16 protein-coding genes and 2 tRNA genes are annotated in these 17,161 nt (G+C 65.2%); 12 read left to right on the top strand and 6 right to left on the bottom strand.

Annotation, left to right across the window (positions count from 1 at the left end):
- Positions 1 to 100 precede the first annotated feature (100 nt).
- The 4 genes from moaA (at position 101) to HV711_RS22435 (ending at position 3,603) form a co-directional block, all read left to right on the top strand.
- Positions 101 to 1,210, top strand: coding sequence for a GTP 3',8-cyclase MoaA (moaA, locus tag HV711_RS22450; protein ID WP_035482193.1), 1,110 nt, complete (start codon positions 101 to 103; stop codon positions 1,208 to 1,210).
- Positions 1,211 to 1,219: 9 nt separating this feature from the next.
- Complete coding sequence (gene mobA, locus HV711_RS22445; protein WP_035482196.1) at positions 1,220 to 1,858, top strand: molybdenum cofactor guanylyltransferase MobA; 639 nt, start codon at positions 1,220 to 1,222, stop codon at positions 1,856 to 1,858.
- Positions 1,859 to 1,920: 62 nt separating this feature from the next.
- On the top strand, positions 1,921 to 3,240 hold the full coding sequence (moeA, locus tag HV711_RS22440; RefSeq protein ID WP_035482198.1) for a molybdopterin molybdotransferase MoeA: 1,320 nt from the start codon (positions 1,921 to 1,923) through the stop codon (positions 3,238 to 3,240).
- Positions 3,241 to 3,327: 87 nt separating this feature from the next.
- Positions 3,328 to 3,603: a hypothetical protein gene (locus tag HV711_RS22435; protein WP_006053283.1), complete on the top strand. Its 276-nt coding sequence runs from the start codon at positions 3,328 to 3,330 to the stop codon at positions 3,601 to 3,603.
- A gap of 184 nt (positions 3,604 to 3,787) precedes the next feature.
- Here the strand turns inward: HV711_RS22435 and HV711_RS22430 are convergent, their stop codons facing one another.
- The 5 genes from HV711_RS22430 to pncB form a co-directional block, all read right to left on the bottom strand.
- Positions 3,788 to 5,245: a DNA recombination protein RmuC gene (locus HV711_RS22430; protein WP_035482200.1), complete on the bottom strand. Its 1,458-nt coding sequence runs from the start codon at positions 5,243 to 5,245 to the stop codon at positions 3,788 to 3,790.
- Positions 5,242 to 6,231 (bottom strand): 2-hydroxyacid dehydrogenase, encoded by a 990-nt coding sequence (locus tag HV711_RS22425; RefSeq protein ID WP_035482201.1) that lies wholly within the window; start codon positions 6,229 to 6,231, stop codon positions 5,242 to 5,244. Before HV711_RS22425 ends, HV711_RS22430 begins: the two co-directional genes overlap by 4 nt.
- Positions 6,232 to 6,285: 54 nt before the next feature.
- Positions 6,286 to 7,689: a sodium:proton antiporter gene (locus HV711_RS22420; RefSeq protein WP_156946654.1), complete on the bottom strand. Its 1,404-nt coding sequence runs from the start codon at positions 7,687 to 7,689 to the stop codon at positions 6,286 to 6,288.
- Positions 7,690 to 7,807: 118 nt separating this feature from the next.
- Entirely contained in the window at positions 7,808 to 8,470 is a 663-nt protein-coding gene (locus HV711_RS22415) for a LutC/YkgG family protein (protein WP_013589180.1), read from the bottom strand.
- A 156-nt stretch (positions 8,471 to 8,626) separates the two neighbouring features.
- The gene (pncB, locus tag HV711_RS22410; RefSeq protein ID WP_028362861.1) at positions 8,627 to 9,823 is read right to left on the bottom strand and encodes a nicotinate phosphoribosyltransferase; all 1,197 of its coding nucleotides are present in this window, start codon (positions 9,821 to 9,823) and stop codon (positions 8,627 to 8,629) included.
- Between the two features lie 297 nt (positions 9,824 to 10,120).
- Here pncB and fdxA point away from each other — a divergent pair, with 297 nt between their 5' ends.
- The 8 genes from fdxA (at position 10,121) to HV711_RS22370 (ending at position 14,763) form a co-directional block, all read left to right on the top strand.
- Positions 10,121 to 10,444, top strand: a complete 324-nt coding sequence (gene fdxA, locus HV711_RS22405) for a ferredoxin FdxA (protein ID WP_006052862.1) — start codon at positions 10,121 to 10,123, stop codon at positions 10,442 to 10,444.
- A gap of 115 nt (positions 10,445 to 10,559) precedes the next feature.
- A tRNA-Asn gene (locus HV711_RS22400) sits at positions 10,560 to 10,635 on the top strand.
- Between the two features lie 62 nt (positions 10,636 to 10,697).
- Positions 10,698 to 10,773, top strand: a tRNA-Asn gene (locus HV711_RS22395).
- A gap of 278 nt (positions 10,774 to 11,051) precedes the next feature.
- Positions 11,052 to 11,546 carry a CreA family protein gene (locus HV711_RS22390; protein WP_035482210.1) on the top strand — a complete coding sequence of 165 codons (495 nt, stop codon included), beginning with the start codon at positions 11,052 to 11,054 and terminating at the stop codon, positions 11,544 to 11,546.
- Between the two features lie 123 nt (positions 11,547 to 11,669).
- Positions 11,670 to 12,500: a helix-turn-helix transcriptional regulator gene (locus HV711_RS22385; RefSeq protein ID WP_028362815.1), complete on the top strand. Its 831-nt coding sequence runs from the start codon at positions 11,670 to 11,672 to the stop codon at positions 12,498 to 12,500.
- Positions 12,501 to 12,549: 49 nt separating this feature from the next.
- Positions 12,550 to 13,314, top strand: a complete 765-nt coding sequence (locus HV711_RS22380; protein ID WP_051224393.1) for an AzlC family ABC transporter permease — start codon at positions 12,550 to 12,552, stop codon at positions 13,312 to 13,314.
- Entirely contained in the window at positions 13,311 to 13,640 is a 330-nt protein-coding gene (locus tag HV711_RS22375) for an AzlD domain-containing protein (protein ID WP_013589185.1), read from the top strand. The genes HV711_RS22380 and HV711_RS22375 overlap by 4 nt, the downstream gene beginning before the upstream one ends.
- A gap of 358 nt (positions 13,641 to 13,998) precedes the next feature.
- Positions 13,999 to 14,763: a DUF4088 family protein gene (locus HV711_RS22370; RefSeq protein ID WP_013589186.1), complete on the top strand. Its 765-nt coding sequence runs from the start codon at positions 13,999 to 14,001 to the stop codon at positions 14,761 to 14,763.
- Positions 14,764 to 14,867: 104 nt separating this feature from the next.
- On the opposite strand, the gene HV711_RS22365 is transcribed toward HV711_RS22370, so the two are convergent.
- Positions 14,868 to 17,000, bottom strand: coding sequence for an ATP-dependent helicase (locus tag HV711_RS22365; RefSeq protein WP_028362817.1), 2,133 nt, complete (start codon positions 16,998 to 17,000; stop codon positions 14,868 to 14,870).
- Positions 17,001 to 17,161: the final 161 nt, after the last annotated feature.

Genomic DNA, 17,161 nt, shown 5'->3' with positions numbered 1-17,161 from the left:
CCCGTATACCCCGACAGCGCCGGCCTTCGCCCAGCCGCGAGATGCATTTCCGCTAGAATGAATCACTCGTCCTTCCGCTTTGACGCAACGCAAGCAATCCATGTCCCGACGCATCATCCCTGTTGCCGATCTCAGCGCGGCGCCGGTCATCTCCGGGCCGCTGCAGACACCTAGCGGCGCGCTGCACGACACCCTCGCACGCCCGCTGCGCGACCTGCGTATTTCGGTGACGGACCGCTGCAATTTCCGCTGCGTCTACTGCATGCCGCGCGCCGTCTTCGACAAGGACTATGCGTTTCTGCCGCACAGCGCGTTGCTGAGTTTTGAGGAAATCGAACGGCTCGCGCGGATTTTTGTCGCGCATGGCGTCGAAAAAATTCGTCTGACGGGCGGCGAGCCGCTCCTGCGCAAGAATCTGGAGTTCCTGATCGAGCGGCTGTCGCAGCTCACCACGCCGACCGGCCGGCCACTCGACCTGACGCTGACCACCAACGGCTCGCTTCTCGCGCGCAAAGCGCGCAGCCTGAAAGACGCCGGTCTGTCCCGCGTCACGGTCAGCCTCGACGCGCTCGACGACACGCTGTTTCGCCGCATGAACGACGCTGACTTCGCGGTCGCCGACGTGCTCGACGGCATTGCCGCCGCGCAGGCCGTGGGCCTCGCGCCCGTGAAGGTCAACATGGTGGTCAAGCGCGGCACGAACGACAGCGAAATCGTGCCGATGGCGCGCCACTTCAAAGGCTCGGGCGCGGTGCTGCGCTTTATCGAATATATGGACGTCGGCACGTCGAACGGCTGGAATATGGCCGAAGTGCTGCCGTCCGCTGATGTGATTGCGCGCATCGCCGAGCATTTCCCGCTCGCGCCGCTCGAAGCGCACAGCGCCGCCGAAACCGCCCAGCGCTGGGGTTACGCGGACGGCAACGGCGAGATCGGCGTGATCTCGAGCGTGACGCGCGCCTTTTGCGGCAGCTGCACGCGCGCGCGCCTTTCGACGGAGGGCAAGCTGTACCTGTGCCTCTTTGCGTCGGCCGGACATGATCTGCGCGCGTTGCTGCGCGGCGGGGCGAGCGATGCCGACATCGCCACCGCCGTCGCCGAAATCTGGCAGGGGCGCGCCGATCGCTACTCGCAACTGCGCGGCAGCAATATGGCCGAGCCGGGCGCGCAGGATGCGCGGCGCGTCGAGATGTCGTATATCGGCGGTTGATTCGCAGGCATGCAGCGACTCCCGCGTCCATCGCGCGAACAGATCACGGGCCTCGTGCTCGCAGGCGGCCGCGGCACCCGGATGGGCGGCGTCGACAAGGGCCTGCAGCCGCTCCACGGTGAACCGTTGGCCGCCCACGTCCTCACGCGCCTCGCGCCGCAGACGGGCGCGCTGCTGATCAGCGCCAATCGTCACGCCGATATCTATGCGGCGCTCGGTGCGCCGTTCGGCGCGCAGGTCGTCGCCGACACGCTGCCCGAATTTCCCGGACCGCTCGCCGGTTTGCTCGCCGGTTTGCGTGCGGCACGCAGCGATTACCTGCTCAGCGCGCCGTGCGACAGCCCGTGGCTGCCCGCGGACCTGGCCGCGCGCCTCGCAGACGCGCTCGCGTCCAATTCGGCCGACATCGCGACCGTCACTACTTGCGACGCCGGAGGCAAGCTGTCGCTCCACCCCGTCTTCGCGCTGCTGCGCACGGGTCTCGCCGACGATCTCGCGAATTTTCTGCAGGCCGGCGAGCGTAAGGTTCGCGCGTGGTACGCGCGCCACAGGACAGTGGAAGTCGCCTTTGCCGACGAGCGCGCGTTTTACAATATCAATTCTTTACAAGAACTCGCCGACCTCGAGCGTCATCGGGGCCCCGGCTGAAATCCCGCTCCGCCGCACGGCCTCTGCCAGTCCCGCCGCCGGCCGCGACGTCCAGCTTCTTCATGACCACGCACAACGAATTTTCCCGCTGCGTCGCGCAGTACGATCCTCACGCGCTGCCTGTGCCGGCCGCTCAGGCCATCACGCGCGAATGGGCCACGCCGGTCACGGCCGTCGAGCGCGTGGCGCTGCGCGACGCACTCGACCGCGTGCTCGCCGCGGACATCGTCTCGCCCATCGACGTGCCGTCGCACGATAATTCGGCGATGGACGGCTATGCGTTCAATGGCGCCGCGCTGGCGGCAGCCCCGCCGGCCGTCGAACTGACGGTCGTCGGCAAAGCCTTGGCGGGCCATCCGTTTCCCGGCCGCGTCGAGGGCGCGCAATGCGTGCGCGTGATGACAGGCGCGTGCATTCCGCAAGGCTGCGACACGGTCGTGCCGCAAGAGCTGGTTGAGCGCAGCGCAGACTCGGCGTCGATCCGCTTTTCAGCCGACGCCGTGCGCGCCGGTGCCAACCGGCGCCTCGCCGGCGAAGATCTTGCCCGCGGCCACGCGGCGTTGCGCGCGGGCCGCGTGCTCCGTGCGTCCGACCTGGGCTTGCTGGCTTCGCTCGGCATCGGCGAAATCAATGTCCGGCGGCGCCTGCGCGTCGCGTTCTTTTCGACCGGCGACGAACTGCGCTCGCTCGGCGAACCGCTCGACGCGGGCTCCGTGTACGACAGCAATCGCTACACGCTCTTTGCCATGCTGCGGCGCCTGAACGTGGACACCCTCGATCTCGGTGTGATCCGCGACGAACCCGCCGCGCTCGAGGCCGCGCTGCGCAGCGCCGCGGCGAGCGCGGACGTGGTGCTGACCTCGGGCGGCGTCTCCGTCGGCGAGGCCGATTTCACGAGGCAGATGTTGCAGACATTCGGCGACGTCGCGTTCTGGAGCCTCGCCATGCGCCCGGGCCGCCCTCTCGCGTTTGGCCGCGTCTGGTCCGGCGAGCGGCCGGGTCTCGGGCTGCCTGCGTTATTCTTCGGTCTGCCGGGCAATCCCGTGGCGGTCATGGTGACGTTCTATCAGATCGTGCGCGAGGTCCTGCTGCTCATGTCCGGCGCAACGCCACAACCGCTGCCGGTGATCCAGGCGGCAAGCCAGTGCCCGATCCGCAAGCGGCCCGGACGGACCGAGTTTCAGCGCGGCATCGCCACGCAGGCTGCGAACGGTGCTAACGGTGCAAACGGCCAGTGGCAGGTCACACCGACAGGCTCGCAGAGCTCGGGCGTGCTGAGTTCGATGAGCGAGGCCAACTGTTTCATCGTGCTCGGCCACGATGAAGGCGACATCGCCGAGGGCGAACCCGTGAGTATCATGCTGTTCCACGGCCTGATCTGACGGTTGCGCGCGTTCGCGACCCGGCGCTTTCATCGCGTTCACGTTTTGCTTTACCCATTACCACTACGACATGCGGGTTTGACTTACATGAAAAAACAGATCTCGTTCATTGCACCGGGACAAACGGCCAAAGCACTTATCCTCGTCTATCTGACGTTTTCGGTGCCTATCGTGCTGCTCGGCGTGCTGGTCGCGTTCGTTCGCTATGGCTCGGTCGAACTGAGCACGGTGTTCAGCGCCCTGCTGTTGAACGCGATTCTTGGCTTCATCCTGCTGTGGATTGCCTGCCACGCGTACAACTGGGTCGCGTCGCGCTTCGGCGGCATTGAGATCCAGCTGACGGACGCACCGGAAGAAGCTTGACCCGCGTTGTAAGGCGGGCCATGGCGGCGGCGCCGGCCACTGCTACCGCCGCCCGCGATGCCGGCCTGGCCCTCGGCCGACGCCGGACTGATGCCGGACCGATGCCGGCCGTCGCGCGAGGCCGATGCCGGCTGCTGACGTCAACGTTGACGGCTCACACGCCGCGCCGGCCTCCCTTGCCGCCTCACTGCTCGTCGGGCTCGATGCCCGACAACGCACCGCCTATCAAGCCATTCGCCTCCTCGCCCGGCAACGCTTCCACGTCGCGCAGCTTGCGGCTCATGACGCGAGTGCGCGTCTCCGCTGCCTCGATGGAACGCGTGACCGTTTCAAGCTGCGTCTTCGTTTTCGCAAGCACGTCGCCGAATTTGCCGAACTCCGTCTTGACCGCGCCGAGCACCTGCCATACCTCGCTCGAACGCCGTTCGATTGCGAGCGTACGGAAACCCATCTGCAAACTGTTGAGCAGCGCAGTCAGCGTCGTCGGGCCGGCAATGGTGACGCGGTAATCGCGTTGCAGCAGGTCCGAGAGCCCCGGCCGGCGCAGCACTTCGGCGTATAGACCCTCGGTCGGCAGGAACAGCAGCGCAAAATCTGTGGTGTGCGGCGGCGACACGTATTTTTCTGCGATGGTCCGCGCCTCGGCGCGAATCCGCGCTTCCAACGCGCGTGACGCTTCTTCCACCGCGACCGGATCGGCCCGTTCCTGCGCGTCGATCAGACGCTCGTAGTCTTCGCGCGGAAATTTCGCGTCGATCGGCAGCCACACTGGCGCTGCCGCGCTGCCGGCGCCGCCCGCTTCGACCCGTCCCGGCAAGCGGATGGCGAACTCGACGCGATCCGCGCTCTTCGGCACGGTGGCCACATTCTTTGCATATTGGTCCGCGGTGAGCATCTGCTCGAGCAGCGCTTCAAGCTGGACTTCTCCCCATGTACCGCGCGTCTTGACGTTCGTCAGCACCTTCTTCAGATCGCCGACGCCCGCCGCCAGCGTCTGCATCTCGCCCAAACCGCGGTGCACCTGCTCGAGCCGGTCGGACACGAGCTTGAACGATTCGCCGAGGCGCTGTTCGAGCGTCGCATGCAGTTTTTCGTCGACGGTACGGCGCATTTCCTCCAGCTTCGTGGCGTTGTTCGCCTCGATGTCCTTCAGCCGCTGCTCGATGGTCGCGCGAACCTCGGCAAAGCGCCGATCGTTCGCTTCGGTCAGTTGGCCGAGTTGCAAGCTGAGCGTATCGCCGAATTGCTTGAGCGAGCGCCCCTGTTCATCGCGCGCCTGCTGCGCCTGTTGCTGCAGGCTGTGCCGCACGGCGTCGAGCTGCTGCGCGAAGCCGTCGATCTTGCCGCCCTGCACGGTCGTCATGCTGCTGAATTGCGCGGCGAGCGTCTGCTGGAAATGCGCGAAGCCACTGCTCTGCTCAGTGCGCGACACGCGCGCCGTCTCGGCGATGTCATTGCGCAATTGCCGCTCGAGACGCTCGTACGCGTGCGCCTGCGCATCCGCCGCGGCGTCGATGCGCTCGCTCAGCAGTTCAAACTCTTCCTGCCCGGCCGCGCCGCGCTGCCCGCGCATCAGGATGGCCAACGCAAGCACGAGCGCCACCGCCAGCACGGCGACGGCCGCGATAAGCACCATCGTCATGCACGTGCCCGGCCGATGACTTCGGCGTTGATCGGATTAGGCGGCTGACCCGCGCGCGGGCCTTCGCCGAGACCGGCAATCAGGTTATCCGCGGCGAGGTTGGCCATCGCGCGGCGCGTCGCCTCCGTGGCGCTCGCAATGTGCGGCGTCAACACGACGTTCGGCACGGTGAGCAAGTCAGGGTTCAGATTGGGCTCGCCTTCGAACACGTCGAGGCCCGCGGCGGCGATCTGCTTCGCGCGCAGTGCCTCGACGAGCGCCGCATCGTCGACGATGCCGCCGCGCGCGATATTGGTCAGCGTCGCAGTCGGCTTCATCAGCGCGAGTTCGGCGGCGCCGATCGTGTGATGGTTCTCGTTTGTGTAGGGCAGAACGAGCACGACATGATCGGCACGCCGCAGCAGGTCCTGCTTCGACACATATTCGGCGTTCAGCTCCGCTTCGATTTCCGGCGCGACGCGCGAGCGGTTGTGATAGATGACCTGCATATTGAAGCCGCGGGCGCGCCGCGCGAGCGCCTGACCGATGCGGCCCATGCCGATCACGCCGAGCGTCGAGCCATAGAGGTCGCTGCCGAGGAAGCTGTCGTACGACCATTTCTGCCATTTGCCCGCGCGCAGCCAGTGCTCCGATTCGGCGATGCGCCGCGCCGCGGCCATCATCAGTGCCCAGCCGAAGTCCGCCGTCGATTCGTTGAGCACGTCCGGCGTATTGGTGCCGAGCACGTTCGCCGCGTTGAACGCCGCCATTTCGAAATTGTTGTAGCCCACGGCCATGTTCGACACCACACGAAGACGCGGCGCGGCCGCGAGCACGTCGGCGCCAATGGGGTCGCCGGCCGTGAGCGCGCCGTCCTTGTCGGCGAGGCGGCGCTTCAATTCCTCCGCGGACAGCACGTCGCCCTGGTTCCAGTCGACGTCGAAATAGCGTTGAAGCCGTTCGATCACGTCAGGAAAGATCGGACGGGCGACGAGTATCTTCTGCATTGCAATTCTCCGTGTAGCGTGTCGAGTTCGACGGCCTCGGCAGCAAGCTCAGTGTCAGAAAAACAGCCAGCCGGTGACGAGAAAAAGCGGCAGCAACACGGCACCGGACCAGCCGAGATAAGCGAAAAAGCCCGGCATACGCACACCGCGCGACTCCGCGATGGCCTTCACCATGAAGTTGGGCGCATTGCCGATATAACTGTTCGCGCCCATGAACACCGCGCCGGCTGAAATAGCGGCAAGCGTGGTGGCCCCGGCGGTCATGAGCGACGCCGCGTCGCCGCCCGCGAGGTTGAAAAACACGAGATACGTAGGCGCGTTGTCGAGAAACGAAGATAGCAGCCCCGTCGCCCAGAAGTACATGGCGTTGTGCGGTTGACCCGCGGCGTCGTTCACGAGATGCACGACGCCGGCAAACGCACCCGCTTCCCCCGCGCGCAGCATCATGATAACGGGAGCAATGGTCACGAAAATGCCGGCAAAGAGTTTGGCGACCTCTTCGATAGGCGCCCAGTTGAAGTCATTGCCCGCGCGAGCCGCGCGCGGCGTCCACGCAAGAGAAAGCAGCGTGACGCCGATGAGCGCGACATCGCGCACGACGTTTTGCAACGCCACGTGAGTGCCGAGCACGTCGAAGCTCACGCCCGGCTTCCACAGCCCACTCATCAGCACGAGGCCGATCACTGCGCCGAGCAACAGAAAGTTGATCTTCCCGTCGATACCGAGACGCGGCGAGTCAGGCGTCGGATCCAGAAAAGGCGAGCGCTCCTCTTCCCGCCGATGGAAAAAGTACCAATCGAGACAATAGAACGCGACGAGCAGCACGCCGCAAACAAACAGCATCGGCAGCGCGAGATGCGTGGTCGTCCAGAAGAAGTCGACACCCTGCAGGAAGCCGAGGAAAAGCGGCGGATCGCCGAGCGGCGATAATGAACCGCCCGCATTGGCCACCAGAAAGATAAAGAACACGACCACGTGAACGACATGCCGGCGATTGTCGTTCGCGCGCAGCAACGGCCGGATCAGCAGCATGGCGGCGCCGGTCGTACCCATCACGCTCGCGAGCAAGGTGCCGAGTGCGAGAATGGCCGTGTTCAGGCGCGGCGTGCCGTGCAGATTGCCGCGCACGCAGATGCCGCCCGCGACCGTATAGAGCGCGGTCAGCAGGACGATAAACGGAACATATTCTTCGAGCAACGCATGCATGAGCGTGCCGAACGCTGCGCTTGCGCCGAAGGCGAACGCGAACGGTACGAGAAACGCCAGCGCCCACGCCGCCGCGATCTTGCCGAAATGGTGATGCCACACAGCCGGCGCCACAAGCGGAAACACGGCAATCGAGAGCAGCACGCCCGCGAACGGCAGTCCCCACAGCGCGGAAAGCGACGCGCCGTTCAGAGTGGCGGCGCACGCCAACTGAGGCCAGCTCATGAGCGTCAAGACAGCCACGAGCACCATGCTCGACGGCACGGCACGTCGATTCATAACCTGGAAGTCCCTCTGCTGAAATGGGAATGGATAGCGCAGACCGGCACGTGCGCATGAAAAGCGCATGCAAAAACGGCCGACGCCCGGCTCACGCGCCGAGTACGACGATCACGTGCACGCGGTAAGGTCCATGCGCGCCGAGCACGATGGTCTGCTCGATATCGCCGGTGCGTGAAGGCCCCGATACGAAGTTGACCGCGCGCGGAAGCTCGCCCCGCTCGCTACGGATCAACGCAAATGCTTCTTCATGTCCTGCCACGATGCGCGAGGCGGGCACCACGGCAATGTGCGTTTCCGGCAGCAGGCCGGCCGATGCATAGGTTTGCGGCCCCGAGAGCAGCACGAGCGAGCCCGTCTCCGCCGCGGCGCAGAAGCAGCCTGTGAGCCCCACCACGTCGCCGTCTTGCGGCTTGCGAAATTCGACAGCCACACCGGCGTCGTTCCAGCGCAGATCTTCAAGCGTTTGCCATGCAATGGCTTGCAGCGGCAGCGCATGTTCGACCAGATAGCGATGGGCGGCGGCCGGCACGTCGCTCAGCGACGCGACAGTCTCGACCGTGGTCGACATCTTCTGCGCTTCTTCGATAAAGCGAGCGGTGAGATCGAGCGGCATGTCCGGGCGCGGCCCCTGCGGATGGCGCGCCAGATAATCCGCCACGGCCTCGCGCTCGGACGCCGACGGCTCGGGCTCGCGGCCTTGCGCCGCGCGAATGCGCGCCAGAATGTTGCGGCGGGCGATCGATGTGTCCATGTGCGAAAGTCCTCGAGAGTCTCGTGTCGACAGCCGTGCGATATACAACATATGCAGCATATGCAGCGCTTGCATGCCGGGAATTATACCGGCCGCCCTCGCGGCGAACACCCTGGCCGGACGGCATAGGAACCCATCGGACACACGCGCAACGCGTTACTTAGCGGGCTCTTCCTCGGGCTGTGCGATGCCGAACACCTGGCGCAAATACGCGAGATACGCCTTGTCTTCGCACATGTTCTTGCCCGGAGAATCCGACAGCTTGGCCACCGGCTGCCCGTTGCAGCGGACCATCTTGATGACGATCTGCAGCGGGTTATAACCCAGGTCGTTGGTGAGATTCGTGCCCACGCCGAACGCGAGCTTGCAGCGGCCGCGAAAACGCTCGTACAGTTGCAGCACCTTCGGAATGTCGAGCGCGTCGGAGAACACCAGAATCTTCGTGCGCGGATCGCAACGGTTCGCCTCGTAGTGCTTGAGCAGGCGCTCGCCCCAATCGAACGGGTCGCCCGAGTCGTGGCGCGCGCCGTCGAACAGCTTGCAGAAGTACATGTCGAAGTCGCGCAGAAACGCCTGCATGCCGTAGACGTCCGACAGCGCGATGCCGAGGTCGCCGCGATATTCCTTCGCCCACATTTCAAAGCCGAAAATCTGCGAATCGCGCAGCCGCGGACCCAGCGCCTGGCACGCCTGCAAATACTCGTGCGCCATCGTACCGAGCGGCGTGAGCCCGTGCTTCATCGCGTAATAGACATTGCTCGTGCCGGCGAACTGCTCGCCGAGACCATCCTTCAGCGTGAGAATCACTTCTTCGTGCCATTGCTTCGAGAAGCGGCGACGGGTGCCGTAATCGGCGATCTTGCAGTCGGCAAATTCCGGTCGGGCGCCGAGCAGTTTCATCTTTTCGACGAGGCGTCCGCGACCTTCGCTGTAGTCCGGTTCCTGTTGCGTGTTGCGGAAGTAGACCTCGTTGACGATCGCGAGCATCGGAATCTCAAAGAGGATGGTGTGCAGCCATGGCCCCTTGATCTCGATGTCGATCTCGCCATTGTTTTTGGGCGACGGCTCGATCGAAATGTACTTCTCGTTCAGATGGAAAAGCGCGAGAAATTCGATGAAATCGCCCTTGATGAAGCGCATGCGCCGCAGGTAGTCGAGTTCCTCGTCGGTGAAACGCAGCTTGCAGAGCTTGCGCACTTCCGCGCGAATCTCGCCGATATACGGCACGAGGTCGACATTGGGCGTGCGGCAACGGAAGCGATACTCGACGTTGGCCGCCGGAAAGTGATGCAGGACCACCTGCATCATCGTGAACTTGTACAGATCGGTGTCGAGCAGCGAAGTAATAATCATGATGGTGCAAACGGGACCGCGGGAAAGACGGAAGGCCTGACTCAACCCATGCATATGGCGCGCGTCGTGCGCACCGGCTTGACGCATGTTACCCGAATGCGCCCGCCTTCAGGCTTCGGCACGCGGCCCGCCAGCCGCCGCCCTCGCCCGTCGCGTTACTTCCGGCGGACGCAATAAACTAATCACGAAAACATATAAAAGCCAGGGTGCGATGCCGCATGCGCCTCTTGACGTTACGTTACAATAGCGCTTTTGGCGTTTGCGCCTTCCCCGATTCCGCATGCAGGAGCTGCCTGAATGACTCACGTTGTGACCGAAAGCTGCATCAAGTGCCGCTATACCGACTGCGTCGATGTGTGCCCGGTGGACTGCTTTCGCGAAGGTCCCAACTTCCTCGCGATCGACCCCGATGAATGCATCGACTGCGCCGTGTGCGTCGCCGAGTGCCCGGTGAACGCCATTTACGCCGAAGAAGACGTGCCGGGCGACCAGCAGAACTTCATCGAGCTGAATGCCGACCTCGCCAAGAACTGGCCGAGCATCACGAAGACCAAGGCGCCGCTGCCGGAAGCCGACGAGTTCAAGGACGTCAAGGAAAAGCTCGCGCTGCTCGTGCGCTGAGCATTTCGGCCTGCCGCGCGTCCTGCCCGCTTCAATCAAATTGAGATAAACGCGAGGTATTGACAGGCGCTTAAGCTGGTCCTACAATTTCGTTTCTCTGCTGTTGTTGTTCTGTTCCTCGATAGCTCAGTCGGTAGAGCGCCGGACTGTTAATCCGTAGGTCCCTGGTTCGAGCCCAGGTCGAGGAGCCAAGAATTGCAAAAGCCCGTTAACCAAGACGGGCTTTTTTATGTAGATCAAGTTGTACTGCTGTTCCTCGATAGCTCAGTCGGTAGAGCGCCGGACTGTTAATCCGTAGGTCCCTGGTTCGAGCCCAGGTCGAGGAGCCAAAATTTGAAGGCCCGCATTCGTGCGGGCCTTTTCTTTTATGCGCTTGCTTGTGCGCCTTTTTGTGCGCCGACGCCGACGCGTGTTGCGGTGCGATCCACTGGCCGCGCTGTTAACCGTTGCGCCACATCCGCCGGGTCCCCGTGCTCGCCGTCGCAATCGCATTCATCCGCCGACAGCCTGGCCTCTCATCGCGCGAATCCCGCGGCGGTATACGATGACGGCTTCGCAGCGCACGGCCGCGCTGCCCAACGCACTTCGGCCATCAGCCGGCAATCTCATGAAACTTATTTCGTCGCGCATGGCGCTTGCAGGCGCCTCTGCAGTTCTCTCCGCCGCCGTTGTCTTCGCGCCTGTCGCTCACGGCGAAGAAGTCGGCAGCGTCAATACGAACTTTCACATCACGGGTTCGGATCGCGTGGTCGTCGAGGCGTACGACGATCCGCTTGTGCAAGGCGTGACCTGCTACGTGTCGCGCGCCCGGACCGGCGGCGTGAAGGGCACGCTCGGTATCGCGGAAGATCCGACGGAGGCGTCCATCGCCTGCCGCCAGGTCGGCGCGATCCATTTCACCGGACCGCTGAAGCAGCAGGCCGACGTGTTCTCAGTCAGCATGTCGTTGATCTTTAAGGCTTTGCACGTGGTGCGCGTGGTCGACACCAAGCGCAACGCGCTCGTGTACCTCACGTACAGCGACCGGGTGGTGAGCGGCAGCGCAAAAAACAGCGTCAGCGCGGTGCCCATGCCGGCCGCCACGACGATCCCGCTGAAGTGACACACCGTACGCGCGCCGCGTCCTACGAGAAAGCGCACCGCCCCTGCGGCGACGCACGGCGCGCTGCCGCGCGCGCCAACTCCCATGCCGCGCTAAACTGAGTGGTTGTGCGAGAGCCCTGCCATGACCGCCGCCCACCGTTTCCGCAATTCCGCCCGTTACTGGCGCACGCCGCTGCTGCCCGGCGCGGATCTGCTTACGGCCGAATACCACGACCATGAATTCGCGCCGCACTGGCATGACGCGTACACGATCCCGGTGATCGTGGCGGGCGCGGAGGGTTACCGGTATCGCGGCTCCGACTATGTCGCCGAAGCGGGCGGCGTGCCGATCATCAACCCAGGCGAGCTGCACACTGGCTCGAAGGCGGTGGAAGCCGGCTGGCGCTACCGCGTAATGTACGCGCCGGTGCCGTTCATCCAGCAACTCGCCAACGACGTCGCCGGCAAGCCGCAGCCGCTGCCCTGGTTCGCGCCCGGCGTGATCCGCGATCCGGACCTTGCCGCGCGGCTCGCCAACGCCCACCGCCAGCTCGAAGCCGGCACCGAGGGCCTCGCCGCCGAGGCCGCGATGCTCGACGCGCTGTCCACGTTGCTCGTGCGCTATTCGCAGACGCAGCCGGAGCCCGCGCGCGTCGCGCCTGACGACGCCCGCGTCGCCGTGATGAAAGAACGTCTGACAGGCGACCTGCTCGAACCCGTCACGCTCGCTCAGGTCGCGCAGGCCGCCGGCCTTTCGCCGTTCCACGCGGCGCGCCTCTTCACTCGCGCGACCGGACTGCCGCCGCACGCATGGCGCAACCAGGTGCGCCTGCAACGCGCGCTGGCGCCGCTGCGCGCGGGCGTTCCGGTGACGGAAGTGGCCGCCGCCAGCGGCTTTACCGACCAGAGCCACTTCACGCGGCATTTCCGGCGCATGTTCGGCGTGCCACCGGGGCGCTGGCAGGGACTTTGATCTGCGAGCGCGCGCAAGAACGTACAAGTCCCGCCGCGCCGCGCCCGCTATGCTTCCCGACTCAAGGAGGCAAGTCTTGACCCAGTCGAAACCATTAAAGGAATTCACCGCAGGCGCGCGCGACATCATCCCGATGATGGTCGGCGCCGCGCCCTTCGGCGTGATCTACGGCACGCTCGTCGCGTCCGGCCCGCTACAGCTGTGGCACGGTCAGCTGATGTCGCTCGTCGTGTTCGCCGGCTCGGCGCAGTTCATCGCGCTCGGGCTGATTGCCGGTCACGCGAGTTTCGCGGTGATCTGGGCGACCACGTTCGTCGTCAATCTGCGGCACGTGCTGTACAGCGCGACGCTCGCGCCGCACGTCGCGCATCTGCCGGCGCGCTGGCGCTGGGCACTCGGCGCGCTGCTCACCGACGAAGTGTTCGCCGTCGCCTGGGAGCACTACCGCAACCGTGAGCCGGGCACTGTCGGCCCGCATTATTTCTTCGGCGCCGGTCTCGCGATGTATTTGAACTGGCAGTCGTGGACGGTGGCGGGCCTCCTGTTCGGCGCGGCCTTCCCCGGCCTGCAGTCACTCGGGCTCGATTTCGCGATGGTAGCGACGTTTATCGCGATCGTCGTGCCGCAACTGGTAGCCTTGCGCTATCTCGCGGCCGCGGCGACGGCCGGCACGCTGGCCTTTCTGTGGCAGGCGTGGCCGTACAAGCTCGGCCTGCTGGGCGCGGTGTTCGCGGGCGTCGCCGTCGGCGTCGTGCTCTCGGCGCCGCGGCTTCGCCCGCGACGCGCGCGCCGGTCCGCGGAGGCATCGCGATGAACTACGTCGTCCTCATATTCGGCATGGCGCTCATCACCTGGGTGATCCGCGCCGCGGTGTTCGTCTTCGGCGACCGGCTGGTGTTTCCGCCGCTGGTGCGCACCGCCCTCGGTTTTGTGCCGGTCACCGTGCTGACGGCCATCATCGTGCCGATGGCCGTCTCGCCGCACGGCGCCGAGGCCGGCGCGGAGCTGACCTGGCGCAATCCGCAACTGGTCGGCGCGCTCGCCGCCATCGCGGCAAGTGCACTGACGCGGCGGCCGCTTCTCACCATCGCGATCGGGCTGACGGTGTTTTTTGTCTGGCAGTGCGTGGTGCTCAGGTAAAGGCGCGGGCCGCTTGCCCTGGTAAGCGCCTACTTACACGGCAGGCCGCGACAGCCTGGGATCTGATCGTCGCGAGGCCGGTCAACGCGGCGGCTGGCCACCGCCGGTGCCTATCCGCCGGGCACAATGAGCGCCGCCCGGCAAAGCTTTGACGCCTGCGCGCTACCCGATAAAACCCTTAAGTTTCCCGTCGATCCGCCGATATGCAGTCGAGGTCCGCTCGTCGGGATACATCCCGGCCAAGACGCGGCAACAGGCAGGAATCAAGCGCGCGGCGATCGCGCGTCGCATCTTCCGGGTCCGCTTGCGACCGGAACACACGACAAGGCCGCGCGGCAGCACCAAACGGGATAGACACATGGGTCAAATCACCCTCACGCTCAAAGACGAGACCATTGCGACGCTGCGCAAGGATTTCGACGCTTTTCTGCGCGTATCGCTGAAGCTCGATCCGCAGTTCGCGACGCCGTCGTTCGAGGACTTTTTGCGCGCCAAGCTGCTCGACAACATGGTGCCGCTGACGGAACACGCGGTTCAGCGGATGTTGCAAGGCGGCCAGTACGCGTGGGCGAAACGCACGCTGGACAAGGAGTTCCCCGACGTCGTCGCGATCCTGATGCAGCAGGCGGGCGAATTCGGCTTCGGCTTCGCGGCCCGCTCGGAGTGGACGCCCGAAGAGCTGGCCAAGCAATGCCGCGACTGGGCGGCCGCCATCGTCAAGGAAGCCGAAGGCGACGCCGTGCTGGTCGACCCGCTTGCTGCGCAGATCAAGGGCGCGGTGCAAGACATTCAGGCGCTCGAGGAAATCATGCAGACGCCCGCGTGGCGGCTCGTCGAATCGCTGCGTCAGCGCGTGTACGAGGCGAAGGTGGCGTGCGAAACGACGGTGGGCAGCACGGCGCGCGAGAAGCTCGGCGAGCTGCGCGGGCTGTTGCGGCTCGGCATTTCGCACGGCTCGTTCCAGAAGCAGGAAGCGCAACAGATCATGGAATATCTGCGCCTGCTGAAACCGGAAATTTTCGTCGAGGAGCCGTACGACGTGTTCTCGCGGATGGCGGCATGGCTGCGCAACTTCTTCGTCCCGCCGCGTCCGACCGCCCAGCAGCAGCGCCAGTCGCGCTGAGCGCCCGCTCGCAAGCGCGCCGCCACGCCCCCTCGGCCGACCGGCAGCTAGTTGTCAGCCAGTTGTCAGCTAGCCGGCAGCCGCGGGCACGACCGCTTTCGGGTTCAGTCCCACATCTTCCTGAGCTTCGCCCCGATTTCCAGCCGGGCCTGCGCCGCGGCAGCCAGCCCCGCGGCGCTCGGCGCGCTCGGCACGGGGACGCGCGGCCACGCGTAGGCGTCGAACAACGGCATGAGATGCGCGGGAATGAAGCGCGTGCGCGACGCCCAGACATGGCGGTCGCCGAGATGCGTCTGGTTGTGCACGTAAAAACGCTGCGGCACCACGATATGCAGGTCTTCCTTGGCGCGCGTCATGGCTACATAGAGCAGGCGGCGCTCTTCGTCGATGTCTTCTTCGCTGCCCGTGCCGAGATCGGACGGAATGCAGCCGTCGACGCCATTCAGCACGAACACGTTGCGCCACTCCTGCCCTTTCGCCGAATGGATGGTGGACAGGATCAGATAGTCTTCGTCGACGAGCGGCACGCCCGACTCGTCGCTGGTGGCGTCGGGCGGATCGAGCGTGAGTTCCGTCAAAAAGCGTTCGCGCGACGCATACGTGCCCGCGATGCTTTCCATTTGCAGCACGTCGGCATGGCGAATCGCAGCGTCTTCGTGATTGCGCGCGAGATGCGGCTCGTACCAGCGCCGTACCATCTCAAATTCGGCGGGCCACGGCGTCTCACGCCCGTACACGCTCGACATCAGCTTGACGAACGGATGCCAGTCTTCCTGCGCGCGAGGCGGCGGGGCGAATGCCGCGAGCGCGCCTGCCGCCGTCGCGAGCGCATCGCCGGCAGCGGCGCCGGCGCGGGCGACGATGTCGTCCAGCACCTTCGCGGCGGTGGCCGGCCCCACGCCCGGCAGCAGCTGCACGACGCGAAAACCCGCCACGCGGTCGCGCGGATTCTCGGCCCAGCGCAGCACCGCGAGCACGTCCTTGACGTGAATCGAATCCAGAAACTTGAGCCCGCCGAATTTCACGAACGGAATATTGCGCCGCGTGAGTTCGATTTCGAGCGCGGCGCTGTGATGCGCGGCGCGAAACAGCACGGCCTGCGACTTCAGCTTCATGCCCTGCTCGCGTGCTTCCAGTATCTGCTCGACGACGTAGCGCGCCTGGTCGGCCTCGTCGGCGACCGTCACGAGACGCGGGCGCTGTGCCGATGCCTTGTCGGTCCAGAGGTTCTTGGTGTAGCGCTCGCTGGCCAGCTCGATCACCGCATTCGACGCCGCGAGGATCGGCTGCGTGGAGCGGTAATTGCGCTCCAGCGTGATGCGCGTGGCGGGCGGATCGAATTGCGCGGGAAAGTCGAGAATATTCCGCACGGTCGCGCCGCGAAACGAATAGATGGACTGGGCGTCATCGCCCACCACGGTCAGGCCGCGCCCGTCCGGCTTGAGCGCACGGAGAATGGACGCCTGCAGCCGGTTCGTGTCCTGATATTCGTCGACCAGCACGTGGTCGAAGCGCGCCGAGAGATCGGCGGCAATGGCCGGCTCCGCGGCCATATGCGACCAGTAGAGCAGCAGGTCGTCGTAATCGAGCACGCTCTGCTTCTGTTTTGCGTCGACATAGGCGGCGAACAGCATGCGCAAATCCGCTTCCCATTCGCGGCACCACGGAAACGCACTCTCCAGCACCTGGCCGAGCGACGCGCCGGTATTCACGACCCGCGAGTAAATGGCGAAGCAGGTGCCCTTGGCGGGAAAGCGCCGCTCTTTCGCCGACAGCCCCAGTTCGTGGCGCACGAGGTTCATGAGGTCGGCGGAATCTTCGCGGTCGTTGATCGTGAAGGCGGGCGCGAGGCCGATAAGCTCCGCGTATTCGCGCAGGAGCCGCGCGCCGACGCTATGAAACGTGCCGGCCCAGCTCAGCCCTTGCGCGAGCGCGGCGCGCGTGCCGAGCGCCGCCGTGGCGATGCGGGTGACACGGCGGGTCATTTCCAGCGCCGCGCGGCGCGAAAACGTCAGCAGCAGGATTCTGCGCGGGTCGGCGCCCTTCACCATCAGATTGGCGACGCGATGCGCGAGCGTGTTGGTCTTGCCGGAACCCGCGCCTGCGATCACGAGCAGTGCGCCGGGCGGCGCATGCGGGGTATCGGCGCCGTATTCGACGGCCTCGCGCTGTGCGTCGTTAAGCTTGGCGAGCCACGCGGCGGCGTCGGAGGGCGGAGATTCGGCGACGGAAAGCACGATGTTCTGGCAGGCGTTGAATGGATCGAGGATGGCGACGCATACTGTATATCCATATGGGCTATCCATTTAGCTCCACTTGCGCCATGATCGGGTAGTGAGCGAACTCAAGCATACCCCGACTGCCGGTGAAGATTTCCCTCGAACATGGAGCCAGTTTC

The organism is Paraburkholderia phenoliruptrix, from assembly GCF_902859825.1.
GTDB classification, from domain to species: domain Bacteria; phylum Pseudomonadota; class Gammaproteobacteria; order Burkholderiales; family Burkholderiaceae; genus Paraburkholderia; species Paraburkholderia phenoliruptrix.
This window is presented reverse-complemented; position numbering and strand designations above follow the sequence as displayed.